The organism is Streptomyces sp. NPDC052396, assembly GCF_044593195.1.
Classification (GTDB): Bacteria; Actinomycetota; Actinomycetes; order Streptomycetales; family Streptomycetaceae; genus Streptomyces.
On record NZ_JBIUAW010000018.1, the window covers coordinates 34,135 to 49,336 of the forward strand.

The window sequence follows — 15,202 nt, forward strand, 5'->3', positions numbered from 1 at the left end:
AGCGGCGGCCGACTCGCCTGGCGATGCCGTCCTTTCCCGTTCGCATCAAGGAGATCCGACCGTGATAGCCGACGTGATCATTGTGGGAGGCGGCCCGAACGGGCTGATGCTGGCCTGCGAACTGAGCCTGGCCGGCATCCGCCCGATCGTGCTGGAGCAGCTCCTCCAGCCGAGCACGGAGCCCAAGGCCAACGGCCTGCTGGGGCAGGTGGTGCGCATGGTCGACCACCGCGGCCTTTATGAGCCGCTCGGTGGCAGTCCCACGCCCCCGCTGCCGAACTCCGCCTATTTCATGTTCGCCGCCATGGGCCTCAACCTCGGTTTGCTGGAGGCCAGTCCGGTCTTCGGGCTGGCGGTCCCGCAGCACCGTATCGTCGAGGTCCTGGAGGAGCGCGCCCGCGCTCTCGGCGCCGACCTGCGGCGCGGTCACCGGGTCAGTGCCATCACCCAGGGCGAGGACGCCGTCACCCTGGAGGTCAGCGGGCCCGACGGCGATCAGCGGCTCCGCGCCCGCTATGTGGTCGGCGCGGACGGCGCGCACAGCGTGATCCGCAAGCTTTCCGGGATCGCCTTTCCCGGTGTCAGCTACGACCGCCGCACCAACCGCTCTGCCCACGCCACCGTCCCGGCCGAGTGGCTTGACCCGGTCGGCGGCGCCCTGACGATTCCCGGCCATGGGCCGGTCCTGCCCTTCCTGCCCCACCGGACCGACCAGGGCGGCTTCTCCTACGCGCCGTTCCCCGGCCAGCCGCCGCTGGTCAGCACCACCGAGTGGGACCAGCCGGCCACGCACGAGCCGATGACCCTGGCCGAGATGCGAGCAAGTATCCGTCGGGTCCTCGGAGTTGACCTGCCACTCGGCCCGCCGGACGGAGCGGGCCCGCATGTGCTGCGACGGCTGACCGGCGGCAACACCCGGGTCGCCGACCGGTTCCGCGACCGCCGGGTCTTCCTGGTCGGCGACGCCGCCCATGTCCATGCCTCCGGCGGCGGCCCCGGGCTGAACCTCGGTCTGCAGGACGCCGTCAACCTCGGCTGGAAGCTCGCCGCGGCGCTGCGTGACACCGCCCCGCCGGGCCTGCTCGACACCTATGACACCGAGCGCCGGCAGGCCGCCCGCCGCATGGTGCTCAACGCCGAGGCGCAGTCCGCGCTCACCGCACCAGGGAGCGATACCACCGCCCTGCGCGAACTCTTCACCGAGCTGCTCGACCACAAGCAGGTCGTCCAGCACCTCGCCGACCTCACCGCGGGCACCGATGTCCGCTACGACATGGGCATCACCGACCCCCACCCCGCGGTCGGCTACTTCGCACCGGAGCTGGAGCTGATCACCGGGGCAGGGAAGGTCCGGCTCGCCGAACTCGCCAGGAACGCCCGGCCGTTGCTCATCGACCTGACCGGGGACGGGGCGGTGGCAGCAGTGTTGACGGACGGGCAGGACGCTCTCGACATCGTCATCGCGCAGGGCGGCGGCTCGGCCGGCCTCACCGGCCTGCTGATCCGCCCCGACGGCTATGTGGCCTGGGCCTGCCGCTCACCCCGCCCCGACACGGGCGAGCTGGCCGAACTGCGAGCGGCCGTCCAACGCTGGTTCAGGGTCCGCGTTCCGCGCATCGCATAACTCGCCCTGCTGCCAGAACAGTTTATCGGCAAAAAACCGGCTCTGTCGCCATGCCTGCGAATGATCTTGAGGTGGTCCGGCCGCACCTAGCCTGATGGAGCCGGAAACGGAGCAACGGGCAAGTGAGGGAACGGACATGACAGCAGGGGAAGCGGCCGCCCTGGCCGAGGAGCTCATGGCCATGGCCGAGGCGGACCACGGCGCCGCCGCGGGCGCCAACAGTCCGGAGCCGGCGGATCAGTTGGCCTGGCGCCGGCTCACGGCGCGGCACGGTGACCGGCTGAACGAGATCATGGACCGGTATGGCTGGCCCACGGCCGGGCTGGTCGGTGCGGACGCCGCCCGCTCCGCCTGGCTGATCGCCCAGCACGCTGACCGCCAGCTGGAGGTGCAGCGCCGGGCGCTACGGCTGATGGCGGAATCGGAAGCGGCCGATCCGCGCCAACTGGCCTTCCTCCGGGATCGGGTGCTGGTCAACGAGGGGCATCCGCAGATCTGTGGGACCCAGATCGCCGGGGTGCGCGACGGCGCTCCGGTTCCCTGGCCCTGCCAGGAGCCGGAGCGTATGGACGAGTTGCGGGCGGCGGCCGGGATCGAGCCCTTCGCGGAGTATGTGGCCCGGTACGCGGTGAGCTGAAGCGCGGTCAGTCGTGACGCCGGCCCGCCCGCCGCCAGATCACCGCCATGCCGGTGGCGAGGGCGATCAGTGCCACCACCACGATGACGGCCTTGATCGCCAGGTCCACTACCAGGTGGTGGAGGGTCATCGCCGGCCGCCCCGGCGGCCGTTCTCCAGGCGCTCGGCCATCATCCGCAGCGCCGCCCGGGCCGCGGGGTCCGCATAGCGGCGGGCCTGGTCGAGCCGGCCGCGGCGCTTGAGGGTCAGGGCCACCGCGAAGACGGCCAGGGCCAGCACCACCAGGCCGCCGGCCAGCAGGCCGAACCTGATGAGCATGAGGTTGAGATAGGTCTCCATGTGCCCTCCCGGCCACAGTTTTTCTATCACGGGTGTGATGCCAAAATAATTTATCACGGTCGTGATAGAAAAGGGGGCATGCCCAAGCTCGTGGATGCGGAAGCCCGTCGCCGGGAAGTCGTGGACGCCCTCTTCCGGGTCGCGGTACGCGACGGGCTGCAGCGCGCCTCGCTGCGCGCCGTCGCCGACGAGGCCGGACTCAATATCGGCTCGCTGCGCCATTTCTTCGCCAGCCAGCAGGAGTTGATGGACTTCGCCATGCGGTCGATGCTCGACCGGGTCACCGGACGGGTACTGCGGCGGGTGGAGCGGATCGGCGACCTGGCCGTCCATGACCGCCCCGAACGCCTCCGGCTGGCCGCCGAGTTGCTGGGCGAGTTGCTGCCGCTGGACGAGCGGCGCCGCGCCGAGGTCACCGTCTTCATCGACTTCAACGCGGCCGCCCGGACCAACCCCGCGTTCGCGGAACTGGCGCACCACACCGCGGTGGGCACCAGAAGGCTGGTGCACCGGGTGCTCACCCGGCTCGACGACTGCGGCACGCTGGGCGTGGGACGCGACCTCGAGCTGGAGACCGAGCGGCTGAGCGCGCTGGTGGACGGGCTCGGCCACGCTGCGGCGCTGCACCCGGAGGTGCTCGGCGCGCCCTCATGCCAGGCGGTGCTGCTGGCCCATCTGACCGAGCTGGCCCGGTAGCGGGTCACGGCTGCGCCGCCCGCGCCGGATCACTCCCACTTCCGCGTCCTGGCGGCGGAGCCGCAGGGCGCCACCGCTAGCCGATAACGGTCGCCCCCTTCACCGCCCCCTCCCGCAGCAGCCGCCACATATGCCGGCGGCGCGGCTTGCCGCTGCTGGTCCGCTTGAGCAGGCCGCGCCGTCCGGCGACCAGGGTGAGTGAGGGCTCGGGGCCCAGCTCACCCCGGAGCGCCTCGGTCACGTCGGCTGTCCAGGGGCCGGGGGCCGACTCCACGAAGACGGCCAGACCGGCCCGTCCCCGGTCGTTGACGGCGACCACCGCCACCCGGTCCTTGGCCACGCCGGCCGCCGCCGCCACCTTGGCGTCCAGGTCGTCGACATACACACTGCGGCCGCGCAGCTTGAGGCTGTCTCCCATCCGGCCCAGTACGAACAGCTCGCCATGATGGCGGAACCCGGCGTCCCCGGTGCGCAGTTCACCGCCCGCGAACCGGGTGGCGCCGCCCTCGCGGCCGCCGTGGTAGCCCTCGGCGACCGAGGTGCCGGTCACCGCGATCTCGCCGAGACGGCCGTCGGGCAGCGGGCGGCCCTCCTCATCGACGACCCGTACGCCGATGCCGTCCCGCACATGCGGCGCGCCATGCCCCACCAGCCAGCCGGATCCCGGCTCGATGGGCCGGTCGCCCAGCTTGGTCTCCTCGGTGATGGTCACCGCCCGGCCCATCCGCAGCGAGGACCAGTCGGGGCGTACCAGCAGCACCGGGCCGTCGGCGCCGGTCACCGCCAGGGTGTTCTCGGCCAGGCCGTAGGAGGGCAGATAGGCGTCGGGGGAGAAGCCGGCCGGGGCGGCGAAGCGGGCGAAGGCGTCCAGGGCCGCCGGGTCGATCACCTCCGCGCCGATGATCACCGTGCGCCAGCCGGACAGATCCAGCTCCGCCAGCCGGTGCGGCCGCAGCCGCCGGGCCGCATAGGCGAAGGCGAAGGACGGCGCCGCCGAGTGCGCTGCCCTGCCGGGTGCGAAGCAGGCCAGCCAGCGGGCGGGGTCACGGATGAACTGTTCCGGCCGCATCAGCCACAGCGGGCTCTGTGCGGCGACCGGGAAGAGGAAGCAGCCGATCAGGCCCATGTCATGGTGGAGCGGCAGCCAGGAGGCCACCCCGTCCCCGTCCCGCCAGCCCGACATCCGCCGCTGTACGGCGTGGTTGGCCGCCAGATTGGCCCAGGAGACCCGGACGCCGCGCGGCTCCCCGGTGGAGCCGGAGGTGAATTGCAGCAGGGCGGTTCCGGCGGCCGGCTGGACGTCGGCCGCCGCGACCGGGCCCTCCCGGGGAGTCCAAGGTCCGTCCGCCCGGCCGGCCTCGGCCATCGCCCGGGCGACCAGCGGGGCGAACTCCTCCGCGGTGACCACCAGGGCGGGCTCGGCCTGCCGGAGAATTCCCGAGACGTATTCGGTGTACTCGCCGTCCGACTGGAAGGAGGGCGGCAGCAGCGGGGAGATGGTGGCTCCGGCCGCCCAGGCGGCGAAGAAGGCGCTCAGGAAGGAGCGCCCGCTGGGCAGGATCAGGCAGACCACGGAGCCGGGGCGCACCCCGGCCGCCGTCATCTCCGCGGCCATCCGCCGTGCGGAACGGGCGAGTTCACGGTAAGGGACGAACTCCCAGCCGTCCGAGTCGTCGGCGAAGCGCACACCGCGCTCGGGGTGGGGGTCGGTCAGCCAGGAGAGAAGAGGCGACATGGCGCGGGCCTTCCTATCGCTTGCCGGCCGGGGCGGTCTCCGCCAGCGGCCCGGTCTCCGGAATCCGGCCCGGGCGGGGGAAGAAGCGCCCGGTGTGGGCGAGGTAGTCGCGGTACTCGGCGCCGAACTCCGAGGCGGCCAGGCGCCGTTCCTCCCGCACCGCCGTGCCGTGCAGCGCGCACACGCCGTAGACCGCCAGCGCCAGGGTGGACCAGTGCGGCCAGGCCAGCAGCCCGGAGACAAAGGCGAGCAGGAAGGCGGAGTAGAAGGGGTGCCGGATCCGGCGGTAGGCGCCATAGGTCACGATGTGCCGGGGAGCGTCGTTCTCCTGGTGCCACAGCGCCAGCGGAATGCGATGGGTGCCCAGGGTCATAAAGATCAGCGCGATCGAGGCCACATTGAGCACCACGGCGGCGAAGGTCAGCCCGGTGCGCCAGGAATGCGGGACCAGCGGCTGCCAGTCGAGGGCGGCCGCCGCCGTGACCAGCGCCGGGCAGAGGAAGAACGGCAGGGCGGTCAGCCACCACTTGAGGTTGAACCGGCCGTCCGAGCGGAAGAAGAGCCTCGGCAGCGCGCCGATAAAGCCGAAGTTCAGCAGCAACAGCAGAAGTGCGGAGCCATCCACGTGCGGTGTGTTCCTTTCGTAGGGAGCGGAGTGGTTATGGGCGGGCGGCCGGTTCCCCGGTGCGGACGGCGGGGGCGGGGCGGGACGACCGGCCGGGCAGCCACCAGTTCCAGTCGCCCATCAGCTGCATGGCAGCCGGCACCACGACCAGCCGGATGACGGTGGCATCCAGGGCGATGGCCACGGCAAGTCCCAGGCCCAGCTGCTGGATCGGCATGATGCCGGTGAAGGCGAAGGCACCGAACACCGCCACCATCAGCAGCGCCGCGCCGGAGATCAGCGGCGCGGTGCGCGCCAGGCCGCCGGCCACGCTGGTGGTGTTGTCCGCCCCGCCGTCGAACTCCTCGCGGATCCGGTGCAGCAGGAAGACCTCGTAGTCGGTGCTCAGGCTGAACAGGATCGCCAGCAGCAGCACGGGCACGAAGTTCTGCAGATAGCCGAACTCGGTGAGGCCCAGCGGGCCGGCGAGCGCGGTGTGCTGGAAGACCAGCACCAGGACGCCATAAGTGGCGCCCAGGGAAAGGAGGTTGATGAGGATGGCCTTGACGGGCAGCAGCACCGACCGGAAGGTGACCAGCAGCAGGAGGTAGATCACTGCCAGCATCACCAGGACCACCGCGGGCAGCCGGTCCTCGATGGCGGCATTGGCGTCCACGCCCTCCGCCGACTCGCCGCCCACCACAATACGCAGACCGGGTGCGTCCAGGTTTCTCACCAGTGAGCGCATCGAGGCCACCAGCGCACGGGAGTGCGCGGCGGAGGCGTAGTCGTCCCCGATGACCTCCAGTACCAGGGTGCGCCGGTCGGCCGAGACAAAGTGGTCCACGGTGGCGCGGGCGTCACCGGGCAGGCGGGCGAAGGCCGCCGGTTCCAGGGCGGCGAACGGCCGCCCGGGGCCGGCGGTGCGCAGGGCGTCCAGTGGCGAGTTGACGGCGGTGACATGGGGGAGCGCGGCCAGCCGGCCGGGGAGTGCCAGGATCGGCCCGGCGTCGGGGGAGGCGGTGAGTGGGGTGCGGGAGGTGATCACCACCTGGTGGGGTGAGGCGGTGCCGGGGCCGAACTGCTCGCGCATGGCGTCGAATCCCTGGCGCACCGGGGAGGAGCCGGGCACGATCCGGGCGTCCGGGGTGAAGGTGCGCAGTGACAGCGAGGGTGCGGCCAGCGCCGCCATGGCGATGACGGCGGTGGTCAGGAAGAGCACCGGCCGGCGCATGATCTGCCGGGCCGCCTGCCGCCAGCGGTGGCCCCGTTCCCCGGCCGGGCGGCGCCGGCCGGGCAGCCGCCCCCACAGGATGCGGTCGCCGAGCAGCCGTAGCACCAGGGGCAGTACGGCCACCGAGGCCAGCACGGCGAAGGCGACCACGACCACGATGCCCAGGGCGATCGACTGGATGACATTGAGGTCCACCAGGAACAGGCTGGACATCGCCAGCACCACGATCAGCCCGGAGAACACCACCGTCCGTCCGCTGGTGCGCAGGGTGACGGCGAGCGCGGCGTCATGGTCGCGGCCCCGGGCGAGTTCATCGACATAGCGGGAGATGACAAACAGCGAGTAGTCCACGCTCACCCCGAGGCCGATCATCGTGGCCGCGTTCTCCACAAAGACGGACAGCTCGAAGTGCCGGGCCAGCAGGGACATCAGGCCCAGGGTGAGGACGATGGCGGTGGCCGAGACCACAAAGGAGACCACCGCGGCGGCCACCCCCCGGTAGAGGAGCAGCAGGATCACCAACAGCAGGGGAAAGGTGATCAGTTCGGCCTTCTGCAGGCCGTGCTGGCTGAGGGTGTTGATCTCGCCCCATAGGGTGCCGCCGCTGACCAGGGAGACCCGCAGCCCCTGTGGGGCGTAGCGGTGGTCCAGTTCCCGCTGGACGTCCGGCAGTACCCGCCGGGCCGTGCCGTCGTCCAGCTTCAGCCCGACCAGGGTGATGGCGGTGTGCCGGTCCTTGCCCAGGAACGTGCCGCGGGCGGCGGGGGACAGGCCGGCCCAGCCGTAACTTCCCACCGTTCGCAGCCGTTTGTCGCCGGTCACCCGCTCCGTCACCTGGTGCACCCGCTGGGCGAAGGCCGGGTCGGCGGCGGTGTGCCGCTCGTCCCTGACCACCAGGGTCAGGTCGCTGGCGCCCCGGTCGGCGAAGCCCGAGCGGGTGGCGGCGACCGCCTGCTGCGACCCGGAGCCGGGTACATACCAGCCGCCACCGCTGAGCCGTTCGGCCAGCGGCAGGGCGGCGGCTCCGGCCGCCACCAGGGCCACCAGCCACAGGGCCAGCAGCGGCCACCGGAATCGTGTCATCGCCCGGATCAGGCGCTCGGACATGGCGGGCTCCGGTCTTCAGGGGCGGACGCCGACGAGGCCGGCGAGTTCGCCCAGGGTGGTGATCTCGCGCAGCTCGTTCTGGGTGAAGACGGTGTCGAACTCCTCCTGGAGGTCCACGGCCATCTCCACCAGCAGAAAGCTGTCGGCGGCCAGTTCACGCAGCCGGGTGTCGGGCGTCAGCCCGGCCACCGGGATGGAGAGGGTGGCGCTGATGCGCTCGGCGACATCGTCGAAGGTGAGGGCGGGCACGGGACGCTCGCTTTCGGGTGCGGGGGAACATGGGGGAGGACCGGGCCGGGTAGCCGCGGCGATGGACAGATGGCCCCGGTGCAGCCGGGCGCTGGTGTAGCCGAAGGGGATCCGGGGGTGTGGCCGGGCGTGGGCCCGGCCGCACCGGGCCGCCGGGTCGGCGGTGGCGTAGTCGAGCAGGACGGTGCGGTGGTTGTCCGGATCGGCCTTGAACAGTGCCTCCTTGACGGTCCACAGCCGTAACCGATGGACGGCCCGGTCGTCTTCGGGAAGCGAGGCCAGCCAGGACCGCTCGCGCGGGTCGAGGAAGAAGCGGGAGGTGTCCACCCGGAGCGCGCGTTCCGCCTCCAAGTCGACGCCGAAGCCGTGCAGGGCGGCGGTGCCGGTCACCGCGCCCGCCGCCACGGCCGCCCCGTCGATATGCGAGAGGGACAGCCGGCGGTGCGGGAAGGTGTGGGCGGTGGTGTCACGGTCCAGGCCCAGCAGGCCCAGCAGCACCCGCAGGGCGTGCCGGGAGATCAGCCACTGGCCGCGCATCCGGGGCGGGAGGCCGGCCAGTCGCTCCCGCTCCCGGGGGGTCAGCGCGTTCATGGCCAGCGGCCGCCGGCTCCACACGGCGAGCACCCGCACCCTCATCCGGCCGGGGGGCCCTCGCCGAGGAAGGCGATGCGTTCGCCGTACTCGGCCAGGGTCCTGGCGTAGACCTCCTCGTCGGCGGCGGTGAACCGGGCGAGGGTGTCGTCGATGAGCTCCTGGCCGTACTTGGCCGCCATCTCCTGGAGCGCGTCGCGTACGTACTTCACATGCCAGCGCTCGTCTTCCATGATCGTCTCAATGGTCTGCCGGACCCGCGGATGGATGTCCGGAGCCCTCAGATGCCGGTGGTACTGGCCGATCACCCGCTTCTCGAAGACCTGGGTGATGGCCATGACCTCCATCAGATTGGCGGGCAGGCCCACCGCGTCCAGGTACTGGTCCTGGTACGAGCCGGACAGCTTGGCGGCGTGGTGGCCGAGGTCCTCGATGCAACGGGTCCAGTACTTGGCGTGGTTGGCCTCATCGGCGAAGTGATGGGTCACATCGGCCTGGAGGGGGCCGCCGCGTAGGGTGCGGGCGACCCGGCCGAAGAACAGGGCGCCATTGATCTCGGAGGAGCGGTAGTAGCTGAGCAGCCACAAGTCGTTCTCGGAAAGGGTCATCGGGGTGTCTCCTGGGTCCGGCGGCCCCACCTGGAGGCGATCAGCCCGGCGCAGGTGGCCCGGGCCAGGGCGATGGGGTCGGGGGCCGCATAGCCGGGCCAGACGGCCCGCAGGGCCGTGTTGTCAAAGGTCTTGGGCAGATAGAGCTGGTGGGCGAAGGGCGAGACCGAGGCCAGCGACTGGTGGATGGGTCCGGCCCGCAGCAGGTCGGAGGCGGTCAGCAGGTCCTCGAAGCTCTCCCGGTCACAGGGCAGCGGCCGCAGCACCCCGCGCCGCCGGAAGGCATCCTCGCCCTCGAAGACGGTGAAGGCGGTGTCGATCAGCTCGCCCAGCGAGGCGGTGCCGGCCGGGTCCGGGCAGATATGGAAGACGCCCCCCGCGATCGCCGGGTCCAGCAGCCGGGCCACGGCCGTGGTGGTGAACTCGGCGGTCGCCAGGCTCAGCGGAGTGCCATGGTCCCCGGGCATCAGCGACAGCAGCCCGTAGTAGAAGAGCTTGAGGGTGTTGTGAAAGGCGTTGTACTGGCTCACCCGGCCGCTGTCGTCATCCGCGATCAGGGTGGGCAACCGCAGTACGGACACCGGCAGTTCCCCGGCCGCCGTCAGTACCCGCTCCTCCGCCGCCCACTTGGACCACTCGTAGTGGTTGACGAAACCGGCGTCGGACAACCGCTGTTCCCGGACCTCACCCCGGCGGCGGCCGGCCGCGTACAGGGTGGACAGCAGGGCGAACCGCTGGAGGCGGTCACAGCGGGCGGCCAGGGCCAGCACCCGGGCGGTGCCCTCGGCATTGACCCGCCGCGCGGTGTCCCGCTCCACATTGAACCGGGTGACCGCGGCGGCGTGGACGATCCGGGTCACCGCCCGGGTGTCAAGGTCCTCCCAGGCGTCGTCGCGGGTGACATCGGCGGCCATCACACGGGCCCGGCCCCCGGGCTCCATGCCCAGCTCGGCGGCCAACCGTTCCCGCTTGGCGGCCAGTTCGTCCCGGTCAGCGGCGCGCACCGCCAGGATGAGGTCATCGTCGCCCTCGGCCAGCAGCCGGGCGGCGAGCCGCCGGCCGAGGTAGCCGTCGGCGCCGGTGATCAGTGTGGTGCCCCTCATGCCGGACCTCCGCCGAGCTCCGCGCACACCTTGGCCGCCAGCGGCTCCAGCGCCGGCCAGCGCTCCGGGTCGGTGCCATACCGGTCGGTGAGGGCGAACAGCCAGCGCTCGACGCCGAAGGCCAGACAAGCGCTGTGCGCCGGACCGCCGTTGAGCGTCAGCTCGAAACCGGTCCCGAAGTGGTCGTGGTGCCGGTTGACGGAGGCGATGGCCAGGTCACCGCCATAGGTGGCCTCGTGCTTCACCGGGTCCACCCGCTGGAGCAGATAGCGGGGGTTCTCGCGCGGGCGGAAGAAGGGGTCGGTGGCCGGGCGCCAGTCCAGCTCCAGTCCGGCCAGCCCGGTGAACATATCCAGCGCCTCCCTGGCCAGCCGGAGGAACTCCGCCGTATCGGCGCCCGTGCCCAGGCAGACCACCTCCCGCATGCTGAAGCCGCTCAGCCGGCGCAGCGGCAGATACTCCCGCTCATGCCGGAAGCAGGTGTTGCGGGTGGTGACGAACCGTGGCCCGGCCAGCTCCTGGCCCAGGCGGTCGCTGAAGACGTGGTAGCAGGCGGCCGGGGTGAGCACCTGGGAGACCGGCGCCAGCCGGGCCCCGGCGAGGACGCCGTCCCGGTCGAGCACCGGGCCCGCCAGGAAGGCATCCAGATCGGGCTCCGCGGGGCTCAACCGGGCGGCGAACGCCGCCTGATGGGGGAAGGACCGCAGATAGCCGGCCCGCTGCAGCCGCTCGGCCGCGATCCAGGCGGGATGACGCTCCTCTTCCGCCCGCCACAGCGCGGCCAGCCGGACAAAGGCCCGGTCGCACTCCTCGGCCAGCCCCAGCAGCGGGCCGCGCAGCGCCGCCTGACCCGAGGGCTGCCAGGACAGCCCTATCCGGGCCAGTTCCGCGAGCGAGGGCGGGGTCATGAGGCCACTCCCGCCCGGCCGTAGCGGCGCACCATGGCGTCGATGGACCTGAAGTCCCGGGGGTTGAGCTCCTCCACATCGATGGGCTCGCCGCACAGCCGCTCCAACAGCAGCAGCAGTTCGGGCAGATGCACCGACCTGAGGTACCGCTCCTCGAACAGGGCGGTCCCATCGGTGAGCCGGTCACCTTCGCCGTCAAGGGACTTGGACCGTATCCAGGAGCGCAGGCCGTCCCGGATCTCCTGGTCAGAACGCATCTGCCGGCTCCTTGTCGAGAATTCCACTGGACATCAGAAAGCCCAGGACCTTGGCGGACACCGCGCGGCGGTGCTCCCGCTGCGCCGGTGCCAGCCACGCCTGTTCGGCGGTCTCCCAGGGCTCGTCGAGCCCGGCGTCGGCATAGACGTCGGGGTTGTAGTACTCGCGCCAGCTGGTGGTGAAGAACTGCCGGAGGTGATCGCGGACTTCGGCCACCGTGGCGTCGTCCCAGGAGGGCGCGCAGGCCGCCCACAGGGCGGCCACCAGGCGGCGGCCGAAGACCAGGTGGCGGGACTCCTCGACATGGTGGTTGTGGTTGATGAACCGGGCCACCGGGTGGAGCCGGGAGTCCCTGGACTGCACCCAGTTGTAGTTGTCCACGATCTCCTCGAAGACCATGGTCCGGGTGAAGAAGAGGAAGTCCTCCACATCGCGCGGGCGGTCATCGCGGGAGTCCGCGAAGGAGAACTGGCGGCTGCGGTAGACCTTGGCATAGCGGGTGCAGAAACCGCCGAAATAGATGCTGTGCTTGTTCTCCTCGTCGAGGAAGTGGTGCAGATACTCGGCGACGTCCAGCAGGTCCTTGCGGTAGAGCCGTTCGGCCAGGCCCTGCATCAGGCCCTTCTCGCCGTGGATATTGAGGCTGTAGAAGTTGGCGGCCTCATGGAAGGCGAGCCTCCGGCGCGCGGGTCCGTCGAGCCGCTGCCAGAACTCGGTGCCGTACAGGCTGAGGTACTCGGGGGAGCCGAACCAGTCCTCCTCGGGCCGGACTCGCTCCGGCCACTCCACCGTGGTGTACGGATTCTGGTAGGAGCGCTGCGAAAGGTGGCTGAGCCGGTTGGCGGTGGGGCCGAGCGAGGCCAGGGCCTCGGCCAGCCTGGCTTTATGGGCGTTGGTGGTAGTCAAACGGTCCTCATAGGCGGATCGGTGCCGGTGTCCGGTGGGTGATGTCCGGTACGGGCCGGGTCAGTCGCCGGTCAGGGCGTCGGTGGCCTCCAGGACCAGGCACTGCCAGTTCAGCCCGAAGCCGGCCATGACCAGGGCGATGCGCTGGCCGGGCCGCACCTTTCCGGTGGCCAGCAACTCGGCCAGGTTGACGATGTTGTCGGCGGAGATCACATGGCCCACATCGGGCATGGAGGAGAAGAAGACCTTCCCGAAGTCCACGCCCAGCAGCCGGGCCAGGATCTGCCATGCCTTGTCATTGGTGTTCTGGGTGACCACCCAGTCAAGATCGGCCGGGGTCAGCCCGGCGCGGTCCAGGGTCTCCCGCAGCAGCCGGTGGGTGTAGGTGAAATAGCTGCCCACCGTCTCGTCGTCCCCGGCCCGGCCGAGACCGCCATTGGTGATCTGATGGGCCGTCACCAGGCGGAAGGCGGCGGGTTGCCGGCTCACCACACAGGCGGCGGCGCCGTCCGAGATCAGGTTGTACGCCTGCTCGTACTTGGCCCCCTCGGGGAACCGGTCGGCCGTGACGCACAGCACCCGGTCCCATCCGGGCTCCGCCCGCAGCAGGGCGTCCGCCAGCCGCACCGAACCCAGCATGGCGGTGCACGCCTGCTGGTTGAGCCCGATGACCACGGCCTCCGACAGCCCGAAGTCGGCCTGCAGCCGGCTGGCGGGAAAGTCCATCAGATGCTTGACATCCCCGGAGCGCTGCCAGGCGTCCAGGTCACCGGCGTTGGCGTTGCCGGGCAGACAGGTCGCGTAGACGATGGCGTCCACCCGGCCCAGCCGGCCCGAGGCGGCCAGTTCCCCGGTCACCCGACGGGCCAGGTCATAGGAGCTGGTGGTGGGCTCACAGATGTGGTGCCATCGAAAGCCCGCGGACTCCAGGTCCCGCGGAGCCGAGATCAGCCGGCCGGCCGCGGCCGTTTCATAAACCTGCACTTTGCGTTCGCCCAGTGCGTAGACGAATGAGTCGACGAAGACACCCGCCACTGACAACTCCCCAGGATTGCCGTCGCGAACCGCGCGCTTCCCGTGGTCTCGCCGTCCGCCTCATCGCGGACGGGACCAACGGCTCGGTCGAAGGCGGCATCCCCTCACGCCTTCGCCCCCCGGCTCCATGATTCCCCCGGCCATCCGTCCCGTCGATGGCCGTTCGCTGCGGATCGGCGCGGTGCGGTTGTGCGGTGAGCACAACGGGTGTGCCGTCAGGCGGCGCCCCGCAGGGTGTGCACCACCACCAGGGCCATCCGGCAGGCCAGTTGGTGGCGGTCGTCGTCCAGGGGGCGGCCGGTGAGCGACTCGATGCGGCGCAGCCGGTTGAGCACCGTATTGCGGTGGCAGTGCAGCTCCTCGGCGGCCCTGGCCGCCGAACAGCCGCAGTGGAACCAGGAGTCCAGGGTGGCCAGCAGCAGGCCGCGTTCCTCCTGGGCGCACTCCAGCAGCCCGCCGAGCGCGCGCTGCGCCAGGCGCCGCGCCACCTGGGGGCTGGTCACCACAAACGCCTCCAGCAGCCGGTCGTCGAAGGCGGCGGCGCCGGTGGTGCCGGGCGGCAGGGTGCGCAGCGCCGTCTCCGCGAAGTGGTAGGCGGCCGCCAGTTCGGCCAGGCCGCCGACCTCGCCGGAGACCCCCACCCGCCGGCCGGTGGCGGCGGAGAGGCCGTCCACCAGCCGCCGCAGTTCGGTGCGCCCCAGCTCCAGCACCCCGACCTCCCGGTCGGCGCGCAGCCCCCACACGGCCCGCACGGAGTGGGCGGGCAGGGCCCCGGCCAGCGCCCGCCCCGGGTCGCCACCGCCGGCGTCCAGCGCCATCACCACAAACCGGCCGCGGGTCGGCAGGCCCAGGGTCACCCGGGCCTCGGCGGCCACCGCGGGCTCCACCCCGCGCCCCTCCAGCAGGGCGTCGAACAGCGCGTCACGGCGCGCCGCGTCCCGGCGGCGGGCATCGGTCTCCGCCGAGCGGTAGCCGGCGACCAGCGCCGAGGAGTAGCTGTCGAGCACCTCCCACACCGGGCCGCTCTCGTCCAGCAGCCGCTGCAGGGTCCCGGGGGAGTCGGCCCGGGCCTCGTCGAACAGCTTCTCCCACAGCAGTTGGGTGGCCAGCCGGTGCAACCGGAGCATCGACTCCACCGGCACCCCCTCCCGGGCCCGGCAGTGGCCCCAGGCCAGCGGGACCGCCAGCGGATCCCCCTGGGCGGCCGACCGGTCCGTGATGAAGCGCAGAAAGCCCAGGACATGCTCGCGCACCGAACGCCGGAGGTCGTCGGCGGGCACCTGGCCGAGATAGCGCACCTCCCGCTCCTCCGCCAACACCAGCAGTTCCTCCACCAGTTGGGGCACCCGCCTGATCAACGCCCGGGCGAGGGCGGGGACCACCGAGTGGGCGGGGTCCAGTGGCTGAGGGGCGGGCAGCGGTATCGGCTGCGCCCCGCCCCGGGTGCGCTCGGCGCCTTCGGTGCGGCCATGCGCCATGGCCATATGGGTCGTTAACGACATACGACGCTCCCTTCGCCGGCCGTCCATGGTCGACGGCCACCCTTCGTAGACTACGAGGGGTGACGG

General features: G+C 71.6%; 16 protein-coding genes. 3 read left to right on the forward strand and 13 right to left on the reverse strand.

From position 1 onward, the window contains the following. The first annotated feature begins 61 nt into the window (after positions 1–61). Both ACIHFE_RS31255 and ACIHFE_RS31260 read left to right on the forward strand, forming a co-directional pair. On the forward strand, positions 62–1,624 hold the full coding sequence (locus ACIHFE_RS31255; RefSeq protein WP_400111955.1) for an FAD-dependent monooxygenase: 1,563 nt from the start codon (positions 62–64) through the stop codon (positions 1,622–1,624). A 136-nt stretch (positions 1,625–1,760) separates the two neighbouring features. After that, positions 1,761–2,261, forward strand: coding sequence for a DUF6624 domain-containing protein (locus ACIHFE_RS31260; protein ID WP_400111957.1), 501 nt, complete (start codon positions 1,761–1,763; stop codon positions 2,259–2,261). 7 nt (positions 2,262–2,268) lie between these two features. Here the strand turns inward: ACIHFE_RS31260 and ACIHFE_RS31265 are convergent, their stop codons facing one another. Next, a complete protein-coding gene (locus tag ACIHFE_RS31265) occupies positions 2,269–2,391 on the reverse strand; it encodes a hypothetical protein (RefSeq protein ID WP_400111958.1) in 123 nt (40 codons plus the stop codon). Next, on the reverse strand, positions 2,388–2,600 hold the full coding sequence (locus tag ACIHFE_RS31270; protein ID WP_400111960.1) for a hypothetical protein: 213 nt from the start codon (positions 2,598–2,600) through the stop codon (positions 2,388–2,390). Before ACIHFE_RS31270 ends, ACIHFE_RS31265 begins: the two co-directional genes overlap by 4 nt. Positions 2,601–2,678: 78 nt before the next feature. On the opposite strand from ACIHFE_RS31270, the gene ACIHFE_RS31275 reads away from it, so the two are divergent. Beyond that, positions 2,679–3,296, forward strand: coding sequence for a TetR/AcrR family transcriptional regulator (locus tag ACIHFE_RS31275; protein ID WP_400111962.1), 618 nt, complete (start codon positions 2,679–2,681; stop codon positions 3,294–3,296). Between the two features lie 76 nt (positions 3,297–3,372). On the opposite strand, the gene ACIHFE_RS31280 is transcribed toward ACIHFE_RS31275, so the two are convergent. The 11 genes from ACIHFE_RS31280 to ACIHFE_RS31330 all read right to left on the reverse strand — a co-directional run bounded on the left by ACIHFE_RS31280 (position 3,373) and on the right by ACIHFE_RS31330 (position 15,136). Continuing rightward, positions 3,373–5,031 carry an AMP-binding protein gene (locus ACIHFE_RS31280; protein WP_400111964.1) on the reverse strand — a complete coding sequence of 553 codons (1,659 nt, stop codon included), beginning with the start codon at positions 5,029–5,031 and terminating at the stop codon, positions 3,373–3,375. A gap of 13 nt (positions 5,032–5,044) precedes the next feature. Further along, the gene (locus tag ACIHFE_RS31285; protein ID WP_400111966.1) at positions 5,045–5,656 is read right to left on the reverse strand and encodes a methyltransferase family protein; all 612 of its coding nucleotides are present in this window, start codon (positions 5,654–5,656) and stop codon (positions 5,045–5,047) included. Between the two features lie 34 nt (positions 5,657–5,690). Then, positions 5,691–7,976 carry an MMPL family transporter gene (locus ACIHFE_RS31290; RefSeq protein ID WP_400111967.1) on the reverse strand — a complete coding sequence of 762 codons (2,286 nt, stop codon included), beginning with the start codon at positions 7,974–7,976 and terminating at the stop codon, positions 5,691–5,693. A 15-nt stretch (positions 7,977–7,991) separates the two neighbouring features. Continuing rightward, positions 7,992–8,849, reverse strand: a complete 858-nt coding sequence (locus ACIHFE_RS31295) for a 4'-phosphopantetheinyl transferase superfamily protein (RefSeq protein WP_400111969.1) — start codon at positions 8,847–8,849, stop codon at positions 7,992–7,994. 8 nt (positions 8,850–8,857) lie between these two features. After that, positions 8,858–9,424: a ferritin-like domain-containing protein gene (locus tag ACIHFE_RS31300; protein ID WP_400111971.1), complete on the reverse strand. Its 567-nt coding sequence runs from the start codon at positions 9,422–9,424 to the stop codon at positions 8,858–8,860. Next, positions 9,421–10,527 (reverse strand): SDR family oxidoreductase, encoded by a 1,107-nt coding sequence (locus ACIHFE_RS31305; protein WP_400111973.1) that lies wholly within the window; start codon positions 10,525–10,527, stop codon positions 9,421–9,423. The genes ACIHFE_RS31300 and ACIHFE_RS31305 overlap by 4 nt, the downstream gene beginning before the upstream one ends. Next, complete coding sequence (locus tag ACIHFE_RS31310) at positions 10,524–11,435, reverse strand: hypothetical protein (RefSeq protein WP_400111975.1); 912 nt, start codon at positions 11,433–11,435, stop codon at positions 10,524–10,526. The genes ACIHFE_RS31305 and ACIHFE_RS31310 overlap by 4 nt, the downstream gene beginning before the upstream one ends. Continuing rightward, entirely contained in the window at positions 11,432–11,692 is a 261-nt protein-coding gene (locus tag ACIHFE_RS31315) for an acyl carrier protein (RefSeq protein ID WP_400111977.1), read from the reverse strand. The genes ACIHFE_RS31310 and ACIHFE_RS31315 overlap by 4 nt, the downstream gene beginning before the upstream one ends. Further along, positions 11,682–12,599 (reverse strand): diiron oxygenase, encoded by a 918-nt coding sequence (locus ACIHFE_RS31320; protein ID WP_400111979.1) that lies wholly within the window; start codon positions 12,597–12,599, stop codon positions 11,682–11,684. Before ACIHFE_RS31320 ends, ACIHFE_RS31315 begins: the two co-directional genes overlap by 11 nt. A 60-nt stretch (positions 12,600–12,659) precedes the next feature. Continuing rightward, positions 12,660–13,634, reverse strand: a complete 975-nt coding sequence (locus tag ACIHFE_RS31325; protein WP_400111982.1) for a 3-oxoacyl-[acyl-carrier-protein] synthase III C-terminal domain-containing protein — start codon at positions 13,632–13,634, stop codon at positions 12,660–12,662. Between the two features lie 215 nt (positions 13,635–13,849). Next, positions 13,850–15,136 (reverse strand): PucR family transcriptional regulator, encoded by a 1,287-nt coding sequence (locus tag ACIHFE_RS31330; RefSeq protein ID WP_400111984.1) that lies wholly within the window; start codon positions 15,134–15,136, stop codon positions 13,850–13,852. Positions 15,137–15,202: the final 66 nt, after the last annotated feature.

Excerpts from the sequence above, each read along its gene's own strand:
- ACIHFE_RS31260 (WP_400111957.1), top strand. The coding sequence starts at position 1,761 with ATGACAGCAGGGGAAGCGGCCGCCCTGGCCGAGGAGCTCATGGCCATG.
- ACIHFE_RS31265 (WP_400111958.1), bottom strand. The coding sequence starts at position 2,391 with ATGACCCTCCACCACCTGGTAGTGGACCTGGCGATCAAGGCCGTCATC.
- ACIHFE_RS31270 (WP_400111960.1), bottom strand. The coding sequence starts at position 2,600 with ATGGAGACCTATCTCAACCTCATGCTCATCAGGTTCGGCCTGCTGGCC.
- ACIHFE_RS31275 (WP_400111962.1), top strand. The coding sequence starts at position 2,679 with ATGCCCAAGCTCGTGGATGCGGAAGCCCGTCGCCGGGAAGTCGTGGAC.
- ACIHFE_RS31280 (WP_400111964.1), bottom strand. The coding sequence starts at position 5,031 with ATGTCGCCTCTTCTCTCCTGGCTGACCGACCCCCACCCCGAGCGCGGT.
- ACIHFE_RS31290 (WP_400111967.1), bottom strand. The coding sequence starts at position 7,976 with ATGTCCGAGCGCCTGATCCGGGCGATGACACGATTCCGGTGGCCGCTG.
- ACIHFE_RS31300 (WP_400111971.1), bottom strand. The coding sequence starts at position 9,424 with ATGACCCTTTCCGAGAACGACTTGTGGCTGCTCAGCTACTACCGCTCC.
- ACIHFE_RS31305 (WP_400111973.1), bottom strand. The coding sequence starts at position 10,527 with ATGAGGGGCACCACACTGATCACCGGCGCCGACGGCTACCTCGGCCGG.
- ACIHFE_RS31310 (WP_400111975.1), bottom strand. The coding sequence starts at position 11,435 with ATGACCCCGCCCTCGCTCGCGGAACTGGCCCGGATAGGGCTGTCCTGG.
- ACIHFE_RS31315 (WP_400111977.1), bottom strand. The coding sequence starts at position 11,692 with ATGCGTTCTGACCAGGAGATCCGGGACGGCCTGCGCTCCTGGATACGG.
- ACIHFE_RS31330 (WP_400111984.1), bottom strand. The coding sequence starts at position 15,136 with ATGTCGTTAACGACCCATATGGCCATGGCGCATGGCCGCACCGAAGGC.